The sequence below is a fragment of the Streptomyces lushanensis genome, assembly GCF_001700515.1.
Taxonomy (GTDB): Bacteria; Actinomycetota; Actinomycetes; order Streptomycetales; family Streptomycetaceae; genus Streptomyces; species Streptomyces lushanensis.
This window is the reverse complement of the sequence record NZ_MAUD01000158.1, coordinates 21,547-39,459: the sequence shown is the minus strand read 5'-3', so window position 1 is coordinate 39,459 and position 17,913 is coordinate 21,547. Positions and strand designations below refer to the sequence as shown.

General features: G+C 69.5%; 16 protein-coding genes. 6 read left to right on the top strand and 10 right to left on the bottom strand.

Features of this window, described 5'->3' with window-relative positions:
• Positions 1–28: 28 nt before the first annotated feature.
• The gene (locus BFF77_RS14800) at positions 29–817 is read right to left on the bottom strand and encodes a VOC family protein (protein ID WP_066949002.1); all 789 of its coding nucleotides are present in this window, start codon (positions 815–817) and stop codon (positions 29–31) included.
• Between the two features lie 201 nt (positions 818–1,018).
• Between BFF77_RS14800 and BFF77_RS14795 the strand changes: the two genes are divergently transcribed.
• A complete protein-coding gene (locus BFF77_RS14795; RefSeq protein ID WP_066949000.1) occupies positions 1,019–1,918 on the top strand; it encodes an LLM class flavin-dependent oxidoreductase in 900 nt (299 codons plus the stop codon).
• 19 nt (positions 1,919–1,937) lie between these two features.
• Here BFF77_RS14795 and BFF77_RS14790 read toward each other — a convergent pair whose 3' ends face one another.
• From BFF77_RS14790 to BFF77_RS14770, 5 genes are all read right to left on the bottom strand, one after another.
• Positions 1,938–2,492 carry an RNA 2'-phosphotransferase gene (locus tag BFF77_RS14790; protein ID WP_066948998.1) on the bottom strand — a complete coding sequence of 185 codons (555 nt, stop codon included), beginning with the start codon at positions 2,490–2,492 and terminating at the stop codon, positions 1,938–1,940.
• A 132-nt stretch (positions 2,493–2,624) separates the two neighbouring features.
• Positions 2,625–3,713 carry a MerR family transcriptional regulator gene (locus tag BFF77_RS14785; protein WP_079125166.1) on the bottom strand — a complete coding sequence of 363 codons (1,089 nt, stop codon included), beginning with the start codon at positions 3,711–3,713 and terminating at the stop codon, positions 2,625–2,627.
• A complete protein-coding gene (locus BFF77_RS14780; protein ID WP_066948996.1) occupies positions 3,710–4,654 on the bottom strand; it encodes a metal-dependent hydrolase in 945 nt (314 codons plus the stop codon). The genes BFF77_RS14785 and BFF77_RS14780 overlap by 4 nt, the downstream gene beginning before the upstream one ends.
• Positions 4,651–6,498, bottom strand: coding sequence for an SDR family oxidoreductase (locus tag BFF77_RS14775; RefSeq protein ID WP_066948993.1), 1,848 nt, complete (start codon positions 6,496–6,498; stop codon positions 4,651–4,653). Before BFF77_RS14775 ends, BFF77_RS14780 begins: the two co-directional genes overlap by 4 nt.
• Entirely contained in the window at positions 6,495–7,325 is an 831-nt protein-coding gene (locus BFF77_RS14770) for a M24 family metallopeptidase (RefSeq protein WP_066948990.1), read from the bottom strand. Before BFF77_RS14770 ends, BFF77_RS14775 begins: the two co-directional genes overlap by 4 nt.
• Positions 7,326–7,652: 327 nt before the next feature.
• Here BFF77_RS14770 and BFF77_RS14765 point away from each other — a divergent pair, with 327 nt between their 5' ends.
• From BFF77_RS14765 to BFF77_RS14745, 5 genes are all read left to right on the top strand, one after another.
• Entirely contained in the window at positions 7,653–8,657 is a 1,005-nt protein-coding gene (locus BFF77_RS14765) for an ABC transporter ATP-binding protein (protein ID WP_066949031.1), read from the top strand.
• Positions 8,647–9,594 carry an ABC transporter permease gene (locus BFF77_RS14760; RefSeq protein WP_245703450.1) on the top strand — a complete coding sequence of 316 codons (948 nt, stop codon included), beginning with the start codon at positions 8,647–8,649 and terminating at the stop codon, positions 9,592–9,594. The genes BFF77_RS14765 and BFF77_RS14760 overlap by 11 nt, the downstream gene beginning before the upstream one ends.
• Entirely contained in the window at positions 9,591–10,502 is a 912-nt protein-coding gene (locus BFF77_RS14755) for an ABC transporter ATP-binding protein (protein WP_066948988.1), read from the top strand. The genes BFF77_RS14760 and BFF77_RS14755 overlap by 4 nt, the downstream gene beginning before the upstream one ends.
• 25 nt (positions 10,503–10,527) lie before the next feature.
• Positions 10,528–11,247 carry an ABC transporter permease gene (locus BFF77_RS14750; protein WP_066948986.1) on the top strand — a complete coding sequence of 240 codons (720 nt, stop codon included), beginning with the start codon at positions 10,528–10,530 and terminating at the stop codon, positions 11,245–11,247.
• A gap of 303 nt (positions 11,248–11,550) precedes the next feature.
• Positions 11,551–12,246 (top strand): hypothetical protein, encoded by a 696-nt coding sequence (locus tag BFF77_RS14745; protein WP_066949028.1) that lies wholly within the window; start codon positions 11,551–11,553, stop codon positions 12,244–12,246.
• A gap of 402 nt (positions 12,247–12,648) precedes the next feature.
• On the opposite strand, the gene BFF77_RS14740 is transcribed toward BFF77_RS14745, so the two are convergent.
• The 4 genes from BFF77_RS14740 to efeB form a co-directional block, all read right to left on the bottom strand.
• Complete coding sequence (locus BFF77_RS14740; RefSeq protein WP_066949026.1) at positions 12,649–13,452, bottom strand: HAD family hydrolase; 804 nt, start codon at positions 13,450–13,452, stop codon at positions 12,649–12,651.
• A 92-nt stretch (positions 13,453–13,544) separates the two neighbouring features.
• Entirely contained in the window at positions 13,545–14,822 is a 1,278-nt protein-coding gene (gene serS / locus BFF77_RS14735; protein WP_066948984.1) for a serine--tRNA ligase, read from the bottom strand.
• A 697-nt stretch (positions 14,823–15,519) separates the two neighbouring features.
• On the bottom strand, positions 15,520–16,455 hold the full coding sequence (gene pheA / locus BFF77_RS14730) for a prephenate dehydratase (protein WP_066948981.1): 936 nt from the start codon (positions 16,453–16,455) through the stop codon (positions 15,520–15,522).
• Positions 16,456–16,550: 95 nt separating this feature from the next.
• Positions 16,551–17,789 carry an iron uptake transporter deferrochelatase/peroxidase subunit gene (gene efeB / locus BFF77_RS14725; protein WP_066949025.1) on the bottom strand — a complete coding sequence of 413 codons (1,239 nt, stop codon included), beginning with the start codon at positions 17,787–17,789 and terminating at the stop codon, positions 16,551–16,553.
• Positions 17,790–17,913: the final 124 nt, after the last annotated feature.

Genomic DNA, 17,913 nt, shown 5'->3' with positions numbered 1-17,913 from the left:
CGGCAGGGGGGGGCGGGAGGCCGGGGGGTCAGGAGGCCGGCGGAGGCGGCGCGACCACCGCGAAGACCGCGCCCTGCGGGTCCTGGAGGATGGCCATCCGGCCGACCTTCTCCATGTCGAAGGCGGGCACCATCACGGATCCCCCGGCCCGTACGAGCGCGTCCACCGTGCTGTCGGTGTCGTCCACCGCGAAGTGCACGAGCCAGTGCGGCGGAATTCCCTCCGGGAGGTTCTCCATGCCCTGGAGACCGCCGACGGTACGCCCGCCGACCTGGAGTCCGGTGAACTCGGGCATGTCCGGCATCGGTCCCACGTCCAACCCGAGCGCGGCGCGGTAGAAGGTGCCCGCGGCCTCGGGATCGGAGGTGCTGAGCTGATTCCAGATCAGTGACCCGGGCTCATTGACGAGCCGGGCCCCGGCGAACTCCGCCGCCTGCCACACCCCGAACACCGCGCCCTGCGGATCGGCGGCGATCAGCATCCGGCCCAGATCGCCCACATCCATCACCGGGGCGAGCACGGTGCCGCCGTGCGCGCTGATCGCGGACTGGGTGGCGGTGGCGTCCGCGGAGGCGAAATAAGTGGTCCAGCTGGGCGGCGGCGGAGGCTGGTCGTCCGGCGACATCGCCGTCATGATCCCGGCGACGGCCTTGCCCCGCAGGGTGCAGGTCGCGTAGCCACCGAAGGCCGCGGATCCGGGCGCGCCCTGCCAGCCGAACAGATCCCGGTAGAAATCCAGGGCGGCCTGCTGGTCGGGCACCATCAGATCGATCCAGCACGGCGTACCGGGCTCGTAGGGAGCGGTGACTTCAGGCATCTGTGTCATCTCCGGAATCTGCTCGGTCTCGGGCGCCCGCCCGAGCTGGTGCGCGTGCCCCCGCCGATCACCCTCTCCGCACTCCGCACCTGCCGCCACCTGAGTGCGGCAGACGGCGAACGGGGGCGAACCGGCCTGCCTGACCGGACCTGCCTGACCTCACCCGACCGGCCGATAGCTGGGACGACGTAGGGTCGGGGCATGCGTCTGAGTGCTGTGATCCTTCCCGTTCGCCGGTGGCGCGACGGTGGCCGCGACGAGTGGCTGCGTGCCGAGCGGCTCGGTTTTCATGCCGCGTACACCTATGACCACCTCTCGTGGCGCGCCTTTCGCGACCGCCCATGGTTCGGCGCGATGCCGACTCTCACCGCCGCTGCCGCCGTCACCGACCGGCTGCGCCTGGGGACTCTTGTCACCTCGCCGAACTTCAGGCATCCGGTGACGCTCGCCAAGGACCTGATCGCGCTGGACGATGTCTCCGGCGGGCGGATCACCCTGGGGATCGGCGCGGGTGGTACGGGCTTCGATGCCACGGTGCTGGGGCAGGAGGCGTGGACGCCGAGGGAGCGGGCGGATCGGTTCGCCGAGTTCGTGCCGTTGCTCGACCGGCTGCTGACCGAGGATTCCGTGACGTACGACGGGACCTTCTACTCCGCGGTCGAGGCCCGGGGCATTCCCGGGTGTGTGCAGCGGCCCCGGCTGCCCTTCGCGGTGGCGGCCACCGGGCCGCGGGGGCTGAAGCTCGCCGCACGGCACGGCCAGGCGTGGGTGACGACGGGTGACCCGGCGCTCTTCGAGACGGGTACGCCGGAGCAGTCGCGGGAAGCGGTCCGCGGGCAGATCGAGCGGCTCGGCAAGGCCTGCGCGGAGATCGGGCGTGAGGTGTCCGAAATGGAGAAGATCCTGCTCACCGGCTTCACACCGGACCGGGACGGCCCGATGAAGTCCCTGGACGCGTTCGTGGACTTCGCGGGCAGGCACTTCGAGCTGGGTATCACCGAGATCGCGGTGCACACGCCCATTCCCGACTCGGAGTTCGCCGCCGACCAGCGGGTCTTCGAGCGGATCGCGACCGAGGCGTTGGCGCAGCTCCGTCCGTAGCGCGCGGGCGGCCGGTCGCTCAGCCGGGGAAGCGGAGGTAGCGCGGTGGTACGGCGTCCGTGAGCCAGACGCCATTGGCGCTGACATGGAAGACCAGCCCGCCCCGGTGCATGGCTTCCGCGTCCACCGACAGCACGACGGGCCGGCCGCGGCGGGCGCCGACCCGGGTCGCGGTCTCGCGGTCGGGCGACAGATGCACATGGTGGCGGAACATGGGGCGCAGCCCCTCGGCCCGGATCGCGTCCAGATGGCGGGCGACCGTCCCGTGGTAGAGATACGCGGGCGGCTCCGCCGGGGGCAGTTCCAGGTCGACCGTGACGGTGTGGCCCTGGTTGGCTCGGATGCGGTCTCCGTCGACCGTGAAGCGCCGCTTGTCGTTGACGGTCACGACATGGTCGAGTTCGGCGCGGGTGATACGGAAGCCGTGCTCACCGGCCGCGCGGATCAGCTCGTCGACCGCGACCCAGCCGTTCGCGTCCAGGGCGATACCGATCCGCTCGGGCTGATGGCGCAGGTGCTTGGAGAGATACTTCGACACCTTCACCGTGCGTCGTTCATCAGGTACTCCGCTCATACGAACAGCGTGACCGTGGCGTCGGCGCACCGCCACTTATTTCCAAGTAACCTCTGTTCACAGGTTTGATCCACAGCCAACTCGGGTTATCCACAGGGTATTTGTCGATCCTGTGGACAACGAACCTGTCAATTAACCTATTTGATCAATATGATTGCTTTGTCTGTGGGTTGAGGCGAGGGCATCCAAGGCCCGTGCCTGGAGTTCCCGTTCCGTGGCGGCCGTGATGAAGGCCGCGGTGTTCTCACGGCCAACGAGCCTCCGCACAGCCCGAATCGTGTCGGCGGGAAGTGCAACGGAGCTGGTCTCGGGGGCCGGTGGTGGCGGAGTGCCGGCCGCCGGGTGGTGCTGAGGACGGGTGGCGAACATCCGCATCGCGCGGGCGAGTTCGGCGTCGACCGACTGCCGGGCCAGCGGTCGCATCCGGTGTACGAGCGCGGCGGCCTCGGCCGCGTCCGCCTCCGTCGGGGGCCGGTGACCGAGAGCGCGGGCGAAGACATGCTCGGTCGTGAACTCCAGGAAACGGGCGGCGATGTGCTCGACCTGGCCGCGAAGCTCCCGTATTTGCCCGGAGATTGCGGGCAGCGGCACTCCCGCCACGTACAACTCCGCTGTCATGGAGAGCTCCTGAGGGCTGGGCACCAGGAACATGTCGTCCCGGCCCGGGACGCGCTCCAGCACACCCAGTTCCACCGCCTCGGCGATCGCCTCGTCGTCCGGCGACCCGCCGAACCGCTCGTACAGGTCCGCGCGGGAGATTCCGGCCGCCTCCCCGTCGGTCCACGGTCCGTGCGACCCGTCGACCGGGCCGAGCACCCCGCTCAGACCGCGTCCCGTGTCCCATGCCTCCAGCAACTCCTTGATGGCGGCCAGGGTGTACCCCCGGTTCAGCAGACCGGCGATCTGCCGCAGCCGGGCGAGATGGGTGCCGTCGTACACATTGGCCCGCCCGCGCCGCTCCGGTCGGGGCAGCAGCCCGCGGTCCTGGTAGGCCCGGATCGTACGGACGGTGGCGCCGCTGGCGTGTGCCAGCCCCTCGATCCGGTACTCCGCCCGCGCGGAGGCCCCGGGCTCCGCCGCTGGAGCCGTAGCCGTAGCCGGTGTCGGTGTCGGTTCCTTCTCCGCCGTTGGCGATGGTGGTGGATGCGGCTGCGTCCTCGGTCGGGACCCCGGCTCGGGCGTGGGCGATCCGGAGCGCGCGGGCGGCCCGGACGCGCTCATTCCCTTCGCCCGATCGCCGCCCGGCCCACCGCGCCCGCCGCCGCCCTGGCCGCGGGCGATGTCGCGAGGTACTCGACGGCCTTGCGCAGTGACCCTTCCCGCGAGGGGTGGTACGACCGGCGGACATAGCGGGGTATCGCCGCGCCCAGCTCACGCCAGGGCGGCAACAGCCCCTTGCCGATCGCCTTGTTGTGCTCGCGCAGCGAGTAACGCGGTCGGCCGGCGAGTTGAGGGTCGCGCCGGATCAGATAGGCGGCGCCCGAGATCCACAGCCACAGCAGTACGGGCGCGGTGACGCACATGGTTCCTACGCGGCGGGCGTAGCGCGCGGGATCCGGGCCGCCGCAGTGCTCGTACATGTCGAAGGCCACCGCGCGATGCTCGACCTCCTCCGCGCCGTGCCAGCGCAGCAGATCGAGCATGATCTCGTCGGCCCCCGCCCGGTCCAGCCCTTCGGCGCGCAGTATCCAGTCACCGAGAACCGCCGTGAACTGCTCTATCGCGGCGACGAACGCCAGTCGGTAGAGGAGCCATTTCCCGGCCGGGAAGGGTATCCCCCACGGCGGCTTCTCACCGAGGAGCTTCTCGAAGAGGAAGTCGATGTGCCGTGTGTACGCCTCCGTGCTGAGCCCTTGCTCGGCCAGATGGTCCAGTACATAGGAGTGCTGCACGCTGTGTGTGGCCTCCTGCCCCATGAACCCCTTGACGTCCTTGAGCAGTTCCGGGTCCCTCACCAGCGGCAGGCCCTCCTTGAAGACCTTCACGAACCACCGCTCGCCCGCGGGCAGCAGCAGATGCAGCACATTGATGACATGGGTCGCCGTGGGCTCGTCCGGTATCCAGTGGAGGGGAGTCCCGTGCCAGTCGAACGAGACCCGGCGCGGAACGATCGCGTAGTGCCCCCCGGCTTTCCCGGCCGCTCTGTTGTTCCCAGTGCTCACAGCGGCGGCTCCACGCGGGCGATCGCGCGCAGTGCCCCGGGCGCGATGCGGGACAGGAGCCAGGCTCCCCGGGCCTCCGGAGTGACCGGCACGACGGCCTGGTCGCGTATGACAGCGCGCAGTACGGCGTCGGCGACCTTCTCCGGCGGGTAGTTGCGCAGACCGTACAGCCGTGCCGCCTTCCTTCTGCGCCGCTCCTGCTCCTCGGCGGAGACACCGGTGAAGCGCGCTGTGGACGTAATCCCCGTGTTCACGAAGCCGGGGCAGATCGCGGAGACCCCGATGCCCTGCCCGGCCAGTTCGGCCCGGAGACATTCGCTGAGCATCAGCACCGCCGCCTTGGACGTGCTGTACGCGGGCAGCGCCTTCGAGGGCTGATAGGCCGCCGCGGAGGCGGTGTTGACGATATGGCCGCCCTGGCCGCGCTCGGCCATCTGCCTGCCGAAGAGACGGCAGCCATGGATGACACCCCACAGATTGACGTCCAGGACCTTCTTCCAGTCCTCGGCGGTGGTGTCGAGGAAGGCACCCGACAGACCTATTCCCGCGTTGTTGACCAGGACATCGACGATGCCGTACTCCGTGGCGACCTTCACCGCGAGCTTCTCCATGGCCTGTCCGTCGCCGACGTCGGCCTGCTCGGCCCAGGCCGCCCGGGCTCCGATCAGCCGGGACAGCTCCGCCGTCCTGGCCGCTCCCTCCAGGTCAAGGTCGACCGCCACGATCCGTGCGCCCGCCTCGGCGAAGGCGAAGGCGGTGGCCCGGCCGATACCGCCGCCGGCACCCGTGACCAGGACGAGCTGCCCACCGAAGCGCTGGGCGTACGGTCCGCCCGGCGCCGCTCCCTTACCGGTGCCCGGAGTCGTGGGCGTACCCGCGTCCGTACGTCCGCCCGTGCGCCCGGCGGCGTGGCCGTCCTCCTCGTGGTCCTCACTGTTTTCATGGGCCAGGACGAAGTCGCCGATCCATGAGGCCAGTTGATCCGGTCGGGTGCGGGGCGCCCAATGCTTGGCGGCCAGCGTGTGCCGTACCAGACCCGGAGCCCACTGCTCCAGATCGTCGTAGAGCCGCTCCGACAGGAAGGCGTCGCCCGTCGGAGTGATGAGCTGGACGGGCGCGTGAGCTCGGGCGTCGGTACGCGGCCTGCTCAGCCGGGCCCGGACATTGTCCCGGTAGAGCCACGCACCGTTCGCCGCGTCCCGTGGCAGGGAGGCCGTCGGATAGGACGTGCCGGGGATCTTCTCGGCCCGACGGAGGATCTTCGGCCATCGCTTGCCGAGAGGGCCGCGCCAGGCCAGCTCGGGCAGTACGGGCGTATGGAGCGCGTAGACGTACCAGGACTTGGCTCCCTGGCCGAGGAGCTGAGCCAGCGCGCGCGGAGTGGGGCGCTTCGCCCGCCGCTTGATCCAGTGCCCCAGATGGTCCAGGGAAGGTCCGGACATCGAGGTGAACGAGGCGATCCGGCCCTCGGCCCGCGCCACGGTCACACATTCCCAGGCCTGTACGGAACCCCAGTCGTGGCCGACCAGATGCACCGGCCGGTCCGGGCTCACCGCGTCGGCGACCGCCAGGAAGTCGTCCGTCAGCTTCTCCAGTGTGAAGCCACCGCGCAGAGGCGCGGGCGCCGTCGATCCGCCGTGTCCCCGTACGTCGTACAGAACCACATGGAAGCGCTTCGCGAGCCGTTCCGCGACCTCGGACCAGACCTCCTTGCTGTCGGGATAGCCGTGCACGAGCACCACCGTCGGCCGGCCCGGATCGCCCAGCTCGGCGACGCACAGTTCGACCCCGCCCGTGTCCACCCGGCGCTGCCGCGCCTCCGTCAGCCCCGTCCCCGTACTCATACGGCCTCCGCCCAGCGCCGCACATGCGGCAGATCGTCATCCAGCCAGAACGCGCCCTGCTCCGGATCCCGGGAGTCGGTGACCACCAGGATCTCCTCGAACTTCGCGCCCGTGCCCCGGAATCCGAGGTGCGGTTCGACCGCCCACAGGCCCGGCGTGGGCGGGTGGTCGGAGAATCTGTACGGGCTCCACAGCGGCGACCAGCCCTCCCGGTGACCACGGAGCGCGTCACTCGCGAGCCCCTTGAGCGACTGGGTGCCGAACCCGAGAACACGCGGCGACCAGCGGCGCTCCTTCACCCGGTCGACCTTGTGGGCGATGACACCGAAGGGATACGCCCGATGCCGGTTGGCATAGCCCTGCCGGATCATCAGCCGGTCCACGTCCTCGTAGATCTCGCGCAGCGTGCGCCGCTCGCGCACCTCCCGCAGAATCAGCTCGCGGTGCGTCCGCAGATCGGCGAGCAGCCTGTCGTGCAGCGGATGGGGACCGAGACAGCCCGAGTAGCCGACATCCGCGGTGAAGCCTCGGTGGATGGGCGCGAGATCCAGGATGTACGGCATCCCCGCCTCCAGCCGTCGGTCGGTGGGAAAGAACTGGAGCGGTATCCGGAAGCCGGCGAACGCCGTACGGTCCCCGAACCAGGCGAAGGGCAGATGGAACCAGTCGCGCACCCCGCGGGCACGCAGCCACTCGCGCTGCATCCGCGCCGCCTCGCGCTCCGTCACCCCCGGCCCGAGCCGCCCGGAAACGGCCTCCGCGCAGGCGTACGCCAGACGCTGGACCTCCCTGAATCCCCGTAGCTCCGAGGTCAGTTGATCCGCCACTGCATCCCCTCCCGTCCGCTCCGTGTGCGGTGCGTGTTCGTGATGTGACGCTGAAGAATGTCCCACTGATGAATGTGACAATGGTCGGCGGCGACGTCAAGCGCCGATTCGTACCTGTGGACAACCGCTCCGACATCGCTCCGAGAGCCGCTTCTGACAACCGCCCTGAACCAGCACGCACCGACGTGGATCCGCAGGGACGACCGGCCGGTGGGCCCGCGGAGCTTACGTTCCCCTTACGGGTCCCTCCATCTGGAGACGGACACCGATACAGCCGCCAGGTCTGACGCTCTCCGTCGCCTTCACCACTACGGTCGGACCGTGAATGTGATCGCGACAGAAGGTTTGAGTAAACGGTTCCCCCGGGTAACCGCGCTTGACCGGCTCTCCTTGGACATCGGACCCGGTGTGACCGGCCTGGTGGGCGCCAACGGGGCCGGCAAGTCCACCATGATCAAGATCCTGCTGGGTCTTTCCCCCGCCACGGAAGGCCGGGCCACGGTGCTCGGGCTCGATGTCGCCACCAGCGGCAGCGCCATCCGGGAGCGCGTCGGATACATGCCCGAGCACGACTGTCTGCCGCCGGACGTCTCGGCCACCGAGTTCGTCGTCCACATGGCGCGCATGTCCGGACTCCCACCGACCGCGGCCCGCGAGCGCACCGCGGACACCCTGCGCCATGTCGGCCTCTACGAGGAGCGGTACCGCCCCATCGGCGGCTACTCGACCGGTATGAAGCAGCGCGTCAAGCTGGCGCAGGCGCTGGTCCACGACCCCCAGCTGGTCCTCCTGGACGAGCCGACCAACGGCCTCGACCCGGTCGGCCGCGACGAGATGCTCGGCCTGATCCGCCGTGTCCACACAGACTTCGGCATCTCCGTCCTGGTCACGTCGCACCTTCTGGGCGAGCTCGAACGCACCTGTGACCATGTCGTCGTCATCGACGGCGGGACGCTGCTGCGTTCCAGTTCCACCAGCGACTTCACCCAGATCACCACGACTCTCGCGGTCGAGGTCACGGACACCGACGCGCACCCCGACGGCACGCGGGCGCTGCGCGAGGCCCTCACCACGGCCGGGCTGACCCTCCACGCGGGTACGGAGGAGGGACTCCCCGGCGCGGGCCACATCCTGCTGATCGAGGCCAAGGGCGAGGAGACGTACGACGTCGTCCGCGACACGGTCGCCGAGCTCGGCCTGGGGCTCGTACGGATGGAACAGCGGCGCCATCACATAGCTGAGGTCTTCCGCCCGCAGCAGAACACGGATGCGCCGGCCGACCACGCGACGGACCACACACTGGTGAAGGGAGGTGCCCACGATGAGCACTGAGACCGAGAACGGCAGGACGGCCGGGGCCGGAGCCGGGTCCGGCTCCGCGGCGGGAGCCGAGGCCGGGACGACCCGGATCCACAACATCGGATACCGCAACTACGAAGGGTCCCGCCTCGGCCGTGCCTACGCGCGCCGCTCCCTCTACTCGCAGTCCCTGCGCGGCGCGTACGGACTCGGCCGCTCGGCCAAGTCCAAGGTCCTGCCGATGATCCTCTTCGCGGTGATGTGCCTGCCCGCGGCGATCATCGTCGCGGTCGCCATCGCGACCAATCTCAAGACCCTGCCCCTCGACTACACCCGCTACGCGATCTTCACCCAGGCCGTCATCGGTCTGTATCTGGCCTCCCAGGCACCGCAGTCCGTCTCCCGCGATCTGCGCTTCAAGACCGTGCCGCTCTACTTCTCCCGTCCGATCGAACGCGTCGACTACGTGCTCGCGAAGTACGGAGCGATGGCCTCCGCCCTCTTCGTGCTGACCGGCGCGCCGCTCGTCATCCTCTACGCCGGCTCGCTGCTGGCCAAGATGGACTTCGCGGACCAGACCAAGGGATTCGGCCAAGGGCTGGTGTCGGTGGCGCTGCTCTCCCTGCTCTTCGGCGGGCTCGGCCTGGTACTGGCCGCCCTCACACCGCGGCGCGGCTTCGGCGTCGCCGCGGTGATAGCCACCCTGACCATCTCGTACGGCGCGGTCTCCACCCTTCAGGCGATCGCCTGGAGTTCGGACGCGATCGGTGCCGTCAAGTGGCTCGGCCTCTTCTCGCCGGTCACGCTCATCGACGGCGTGCAGACCGCCTTCCTGGGCGCCACCTCCGCCTTCCCCGGCGAGGCGGGCCCCTCGGCCGGCGTGGGCGTGGTCTATCTGCTGGTCGTTCTCGCGCTCGTGCTCGGCTCGTACGCCGTTCTCATGCGCCGTTACCGGAAGGTCGGGCTGTGACCACCATCAACATCGAGCACGCCTCGCGCTGGTTCGGCAATGTGGTGGCCGTCAACGACGTCACCATGACGATCGGCCCCGGGGTCACCGGGTTGCTCGGCCCCAACGGCGCCGGCAAGTCCACCCTCATCAACATGATGGCGGGCTTCCTCGCTCCCTCCACGGGCAGCGTCACCCTCGACGGGCAGCCGATCTGGCGCAACGAATCCGTCTACCGGCAGATCGGCATCGTGCCGGAACGGGAGGCGATGTACGACTTCCTCACCGGCCTCGACTTTGTCGTGGCCAACGCCGAACTGCACGGGCTCGGCGCGAAGGAGGCCCGCGCGGCGCTCGCCACGGTCGAGATGGAGTACGCGCAGGACCGCCGGATCGCGACGTACAGCAAGGGCATGCGCCAGCGCGTGAAGATGGCGTCCGCGCTGGTCCACGACCCGTCCGTACTGCTTCTGGACGAGCCGTTCAACGGGATGGACCCGCGCCAGCGGATGCAGCTCATGGAACTGCTGCGGCGTATGGGCGCCACGGGCCGCACCGTTCTCTTCTCCTCCCATATCTTGGAGGAGGTCGAGCAGCTCGCCTCACACATCGAGGTGATCGTGGCCGGGCGCCATGCCGCCTCCGGGGACTTCCGCAAGATCCGCAGGCTCATGACCGACCGGCCGCACCGCTACCTCGTGCGGTCCAGCGACGACCGCGCGCTCGCCGCCGCACTGATCGCCGATCCGTCGACGGCCGGTATCGAGGTGGACCTCGCCGAAGGCGCCCTGCGCATCCAGGCGGTCGACTTCGGCCGGTTCACGGAACTGCTGCCACGAGTTGCCCGTGAGCACTCCATCAGGCTGCTCACGGTCTCGCCCTCGGACGAGTCCCTCGAGTCGGTCTTCTCCTATCTCGTAGCGGCCTGAGCGGCCTGAAAGGAGCTGTGACGTCATGTACAACCCCACAGTCGCCCGGCTCACCTACCGGGCCCTGCTCGGCAGGCGCCGGGCCGCGATCCTCTTCCTGCTGCCCGCGTTGCTGATCGTGATCGCGGCGGCGGTCCGTGCGCTCAACGGCGCCGACGACCAGGTCGCGGTCGATGTGCTGGGCGGTTTTGCGCTTGCCACGATGGTGCCGCTGATCGGTGTCATCGCGGGGACCGGCTCGATCGGACCCGAGATCGACGACGGATCGATCGTCTATCTGCTCTCCAAGCCGGTGCAGCGGTCGTCGATCATATTCACCAAACTGATCGTGGCGATCGCCGTGACCATGGCGTTCTCCGCGATCCCCACCTTCATCGCCGGATACATACTCAACGGCAACGGCCAGCAGATCGCGGTCGCGTACACGGTCGCGGCGCTCGTCGCCTCGATCGCGTACAGCGCGCTCTTCCTGCTGCTGGGTACGGTCAGCCGCCACGCGGTGGTCATCGGGCTGGTCTACGCGCTGGTCTGGGAGACGCTCTTCGGCAGCCTGGTCGCGGGCGCGCGGACCCTCAGCGTTCAGCAGTGGGCGCTGGCGCTCGCCCAGAGGATCGGCGGCGAGGGCACGATCACCTCGGACGTCGGCCTGCCGCTGGCGGTGGGCCTGTTGGCGGGAGTCTCGGTGCTGGCGACCTGGTACGCGGGCCAGAAGCTCAGGACGCTGAAGCTCGCGGGCGAGGAGTAGACGAGTCGCGCCGCCAGCGGCAGCCCTGTCCGGCGGGCCTTTGCCCGGCGGGTGAGGGCTGCCGCTGTTTGCTGCCCCTGCCGCCACCCCCGGCCGCGTAACTGTGCGTTTATCGGCTCGTTGGGCAGGGCGCGTGGAGGCAACTGGAGTTCGTGACGTCGAGCGTTCGTGAAGCCGGGGATTGCCGGTGCCGGATGGAAAACCGCACCGGTCATTGAGTGAGTAGCCACCGTGAGCCGACCTCCGCCCCTGACGCCCGGGGAGAGGGCCTCCATTGTCGGTTCACAAGTGGAAGGCATGGACATGCCACCAGAAGGTGCCCTGCTTGAGTCGCGCTCGATGCGCGAAAGCGTCATGGGGCGGGTCGACGCGCTCGACAAGGTCAAGGCGCTGGGGCTGCTGCCGGACGGCGTACACATCACGACGGAGGGCGTGGCGCGCTACTTCGAAGTATCCACAGGCGTCATCAGGCAGTTGACCGCGCGGCATCGAGCAGAACTGACCGAAAACGGGATGCGTGTGCTGCGAGGCGCTGACCTGCGACGTTTTCATAGTGACATGGTGTCACTATGGGGCGCCGAGGCTGGGAAAAGTTATCCACAGGCGGCTACCCAGCTCACCCTCTACACCCGCCGCGCCGTGCTCAACATCGCGATGCTTCTCCGTGACAGCGACATCGCGCGGTGCGTGCGTACGTATCTCCTCGATGCCGAGGACGATCTGCGCGAGGGGTACGCGAGTCTCGACCGGCGGGTGACCGACGTCGAGTCGTGCCTCGGTGGGGTCGGTGTCGCGCTTCAGGAGCTGGGGCCGGTGCTGAACCGGATGTCGTACCGGCTCGACAGCCTCGACCGCCGGCTCGATGCCACTCATCAGGTGGTGGGAGCCATCAGCAACCGGCTGTGCGAGATGTCCGCGGACATCAACCGTGTGGGCACCCGTATGGACGATGTCGTCCACCAGTTGAGGGATCTGCGCCGGAGCCGTAACCGCCGCTGATCTGTCGCTGATCCACCGCTGTGGTCCGCGTCCGTCCGCCGTACTTCCGTGGGCGGACGTGGGCCAGGCAGCGAATATTCGGTGGCGGCGCGTCGTCGCCCGGGGCACAGTAGTCGTGTTGGAAGTTCGGGCAGTGGTTCTGTCGGAACACACCTCCAGGACCGGGAGCGGAACACGGCGATGACCGGGATTCCGAGTCCGTCGAGTTCCCAGCAGGGCAGCACCGCGTAGGCACCGGAGTAGCCATCACTGCTCCGTGCTGCCGCCGGCGCGCTGCCCAGGGGCGGCCGCTTCGAGCGCGCATCCGCGCGGGCCGCCCCTCCCGGAGGATTGACCGAACCGTACGGCGGCCACTCGCACAGTGTTCGGGCGGCGTTCGGCCCGAAGCACGACCGGACAGCCCTAGCCGAGCAGCAGCCTCTCCAGCACCACCGCGATGCCGTCGTCGCCGTTCGACGTCGTGATCTCGTCCGCCACGGCCTTCAGTTCCTCGTGCGCGTTCGCCATCGCCACACCGTGCCGCGCCCACGCGAACATCGGGATGTCGTTGGGCATGTCACCGAACGCGATCGTGTCCGCCGCCGTGACGCCGAGGCGCCGCGCCGCCAGCGAGAGTCCGGTGGCCTTGTTCAGGCCCAGCGGCAGGATCTCCACCACTCCGGCTCCCGCCATCACCACATCCACCAGATTGCCGACGGTCTGCCGCGCGACCCGCGCCAACGTGTCGTCGTCCAGCTCCGGGTGCTGGATGTACACCTTGTTGAGCGGTGCCGCCCACATCTCCGCCGGGTCGTCGATGAGGACCGCGGGAAGCTCGCCGTCCAGCATCCGGTAACCGGGACCGACCAGGACCTCGCCGTCGAGACCGTCCCGGCTCGCGGCCAGCGCCAGCGTGCCGGTCTCCGCCTCGATCTTGGACACCGCCAGCCCGGCCAACTGCCGGTCCAGCGTCACCGACGTCAGCAACCGGTGCTCACCGGCGTGGTAGAGCTGCGCCCCCTGGCCGCACACCGCGAGACCCTCGTATCCCAGGTCGTCCAGGATGTGCCGCGTCCAGGGCACGGCACGCCCGGTGACGATGATGTGCGCGGCGCCCGCCGCCGTCACCGCGGCGAGCGCCTCACGGGTGCGTACGGAGACCGTGTCGTCGTTCCGCAGCAGCGTGCCGTCGAGGTCGGTCGCGACCAGCCTGTACGGGAACGACATCGCCGGCGCAGGCCCGGACGACGCCACGGACGGGAGCGGTACGGGCGGCGACAGCGGAAGCGGCGCCGCTGACGCGGAGTCGGGACCGGTGCTCACTTGGCGATCGGCTCCAGCACCTCACGGCCGCCGAGATACGGACGGAGCACCTCGGGCACCCACACCGAACCGTCGGCCTGCTGGTGGTTCTCCAGGAGTGCCACGATCGTGCGCGGTACGGCGCAGAGCGTGCCGTTGAGCGTGGCCAGCGGCTTGATCTGCTTGCCGTCCCGCATCCGGACGGAGAGCCGGCGGGCCTGGAAACCGTCGCAGTTCGACGCGGAGGTCAGCTCGCGGTACTTGCCCTGCGTCGGGATCCACGCCTCGCAGTCGAACTTGCGCGAGGCCGACGCGCCCAGATCACCGGTCGCCACGTCGATCACCTGGAACGGCAGCCCCAGGGCGGTCAGCCACTGCTTCTCCCAGTCGAGCAGCCGCTGGTGCTCGGCCTGGGCGTCCGACGGGTCGATGTACGAGAACATCTCGACCTTGTCGAACTGGTGGACCCGGAAGATGCCCCGGGTGTCCTTGCCGTACGTACCGGCCTCGCGGCGGAAGCACGGCGAAAAGCCCGCGTACCGCAGGGGCAGCTTGTCGGCCTCGATGATCTCGTCCATGTGGTACGCGGCGAGCGGCACCTCCGACGTACCGACCAGGTAGAAGTCGTCCTTCTCCAGGTGGTACACGTTCTCCGCGGCCTGGCCCAGGAAGCCCGTGCCCTCCATGGCGCGCGGGCGGACCAGCGCCGGCGTCAGCATGGGGATGAAGCCGGCCTCGGTGGCCTGTGCGATCGCCGCGTTGACGAGGGCCAGCTCCAGCAGCGCGCCCACGCCCGTCAGATAGTAGAACCGCGAGCCGGAGACCTTGGCGCCCCGCTCGACGTCGATGGCGCCCAGCGCCTCGCCCAGTTCCAGATGGTCCTTGGGCTCGAACCCCTCCGCCGCGAAGTCGCGGATCGTGCCATGCGTCTCCAGGACGACGAATTCCTCCTCGCCGCCCACCGGGACATCGGGGTGGACGATATTGCCGAGCTGGAGAAGCAGGCGCCTGGCCTCCTCGTCCGCCTCGTGCTGCTCGGCGTCGGCCGTCCTGACGTCGGCCTTGAGCTGCTCCGCCTTCTTGAGCAGCTCGGCCTTCTCCTCGGCGGACGCCTTGGGGATCAGCTTGCCGAGGGACTTCTGCTCGGAGCGCAGCTCGTCGAAGCGGACGCCGGACGACCTGCGCCGCTCATCGGCGGAGAGCAGGGCGTCGACAAGGCCGACGTCCTCTCCACGGGCGCGCTGGGAGGCGCGAACACGGTCGGGGTCCTCACGGAGCAGGCGAAGGTCAATCACCCCACCAGGCTACCGGTGCGCGCCGACACCGCCCCACCCGATATCAACAGGCGTGTCTCTTTGTCTGAATTGCCGCAATTGGGAAATCTGTCGGGAAATCCCGCACGAGTCATCTGTCGTTCGTCAATAAAGAAGGTTCAATTCGCTGGAACGAAGCACTCTACCGTCATTCGCTTGACCCACTTCCCTTGCGGGGAAGGCGACTTGAGCCGCGGACGCCGAGTGTTGTCCACAGCGATACACAGGGTCATGCAAGTTATCCACAGGGTGTGTGAGTGATCTGTGGATTGCGGAAACGAGCGTTCTGCGGGCCGGGTGCGGGCCGAAGAAATTCCCTGGTAAACCCGCTCCATTCGCTCATTCGGGTGGGAATTGTCCACTCCGGCGAGTTGATCGCTGTCGTTCTGCTGGCGCGGGACAAGGCGAGCCCTGTGGATGGACATCGGCGAGCGGAGCGATTTGTCGACCCGGATGGATGTCGTTGTCGACTTGTCCCCAGGTCGAGAAGCGCACCTGTGGATAACTCTGGGCTGTATCCACAGGCCCGACAGAGTCCACAGGCGGTCGGCCGCCCCGAATCGCCGGAGCCGTCCCGTCGAGCGTCCACCGGAGCCGTCCCACCGGAGCCGTATCGCTCGGGCGTTGCAGCCAAGCGTTGCGGCCGAACCCCACGCGGCGGATCCCCACGGCCGAATTCTCAGGCGCGGCCGTCCTGGCTGCGTGCCAGCCACTCCGCCGCCTCGATGAACTCCGCGTCCGAGGTTCCCGGCCGCAGTGTCGACACATCGGCCGCCGACACCCCCGCCCGCGGGTACGAGCCGAGAAAGCGCACTTTGGGACAGATCCGCTTCAGCCCCATCAGCGCCTCGCCCACCCGCCGGTCCGAGATATGGCCCTCGGCATCCACGGCGAAGCAGTAATTGCCGATTCCCGCGCCGGTCGGCCGCGACTGGATCAGCATCAGGTTGACCCCGCGTACGGCGAACTCCTGGAGCAGTTCGAGCAGCGCGCCGGGGTGGTCGTCGCCCATCCAGATGACCACCGAGGTCTTGTCGGCGCCGGTCGGCGCCGAAGGGCGCGCCGGCCGGCCCACCAGGACGAAGCGTGTCTCCGCGTTCTCCGCGTCGTGGATCTCGGTGACCAGCGGTACCAGACCGTACGTGGACGCCGCGAACTCGCCCGCGAAGGCCGCGTCGAACCGGCCCTCCTGCACCAGCCGCGCACCGTCCGCGTTCGACGCGGCCGACTCCCACACCGCGTCCGGGAGCTGGCTCCGCAGCCAGTTGCGCACCTGCGGCTGGGCGACCGGATGGCCGGTCACCGTCTTCACGTCGGAGAGTTCGGTCCCGGGCCGTACGAGCAGGGCGAACGTGATCGGCAGCAGCACCTCGCGGTAGATCATCAGAGGCGCGCCGGACGCCAGCTCGTCGAGCGTGGCGGTGACACCGCCCTCCACCGAGTTCTCGATCGGTACGAGGGCCGCCGCGGCGTCACCGTTCCGTACGGCGTCGAGGGCCGTCGGTACGGACACCATGGGGACGAGCTCGCGGGTGGCGGCTTCCGGGAGCGTACGGAGGGCGGCCTCCGTGAAGGTGCCCTCGGGGCCCAGATACGTGTAGCGCGTGGCCGACATACGGTCACCCTAATGGCCCGGCGCGCCTCACGCTCCGGAGCGCGTGCCGGGGCCGGCCGCGCGCCAGGAGCCGACCCCCGGCGCTCAGGGCTCGCTCAGGACTCCAGCAGCCGCTGGCCCACGTACTCTCCCTGCCGCGCGCCACCGGGCACCGCGAACAGTCCGCTCGCCTCGTGGCGGATGAACGCCGACAACGCGTCCCCACGGTCGAGCTTGCGCTGCACGGGTACGAATCCCTTGAGCGGATCGGCCTGCCAGCAGATGAAGAGCAGCCCCGCGTCAGGGGTTCCGTCCGCCCCGATCCCGTCGTGGAAGGAGAAAGGACGGCGCAGCATCGCGGCTCCGCCGTTCGCCTCCGGCGTCGAGATCCTGGCGTGCGCGTTGGCGGGTATGACGGGCCTGCCGTCGCCACCCAGCCGGTCGAGGTCCGGCTCCGTCGTCTCCGTACCGCCCGTGAGCGGCGCGCCGTCGGCCTTGCGGCGGCCGATGACCTGCTCCTGCTTGCCGAGCGGGAGCTTCTCCCAGTCGTCGAGGAGCATACGGATACGCCGTACGACGGCGTAGGAGCCGCCCGCCATCCAGGCCGGGACGCCGGCCGCCGGGGCCGCCGGGACGAAGATCCGCCGGTCGAAGTCCGGCTCGGACGGCTTGGGGTTGCCCGTGCCGTCGATCTGGCCCATCAGATTGCGGCTGGTCATCGGCTGAGGGGTGGCACCGGGCGACCGGTTGAAACCGTTCATCTGCCAGCGCACCCGCGCCGCCGTGCCCGCGTCCTTCTGGAGCGTACGCAGGGCGTGGAAGGCGACGAGGGCGTCGTCGGACCCGATCTGGATCCACAGATCGCCCTCGCTCCGGCGGGCGTCGAGCCGGTCGGAGGAGAAGGCGGGCAGCGGGTCGAGGGCGCCGGGACGCCGGTCGGCCAGGCCCGTACGGTCGAAGAAGGTACGGCCGAAACCGAAGGTGACGGTGAGCGAGGAAGGCCCGGCGTCCAGGGCGATGCCGGTGTCGCGGTCGGCGGCCCGGCCGCCGACCGGTTCGCCGGCCATCATCGCGCGCGCCGACTCCGACCACCGGCGCAGCAGTGCGGCGGCCTCCTTCCGGCCGGACCCCGGGGCCAGGTCGAAGGCGACGAGATGGCCCCGTGCATGCATCGGGGTGGTGATACCGGGCTGGTGCGCGCCGTGGAAGGGGACGGACTCCGCGCCGAGCATGGTCAGCGCCGTCGCCGGTTCGGGACGGCTCGCCGCGTACGCACCGGCCCCGCCCAGCGCTCCGAGCGCCAGTCCGGTGGCCCCGGTGGCGCCGGCGGTGCCGATCAGCCGCCGCCGGGAGATGCCGTCGGGCGCGGGCGCGGCGCCGTCCGTCTGCCGCCGGTCGCCGTCCTGGAGGGCCTGGGCCTCCTGGCGGTTGTCCCGGGCCTCCTCCCGGGGGCTCCGCGCGGCCCGTGCGCTGCGGTCG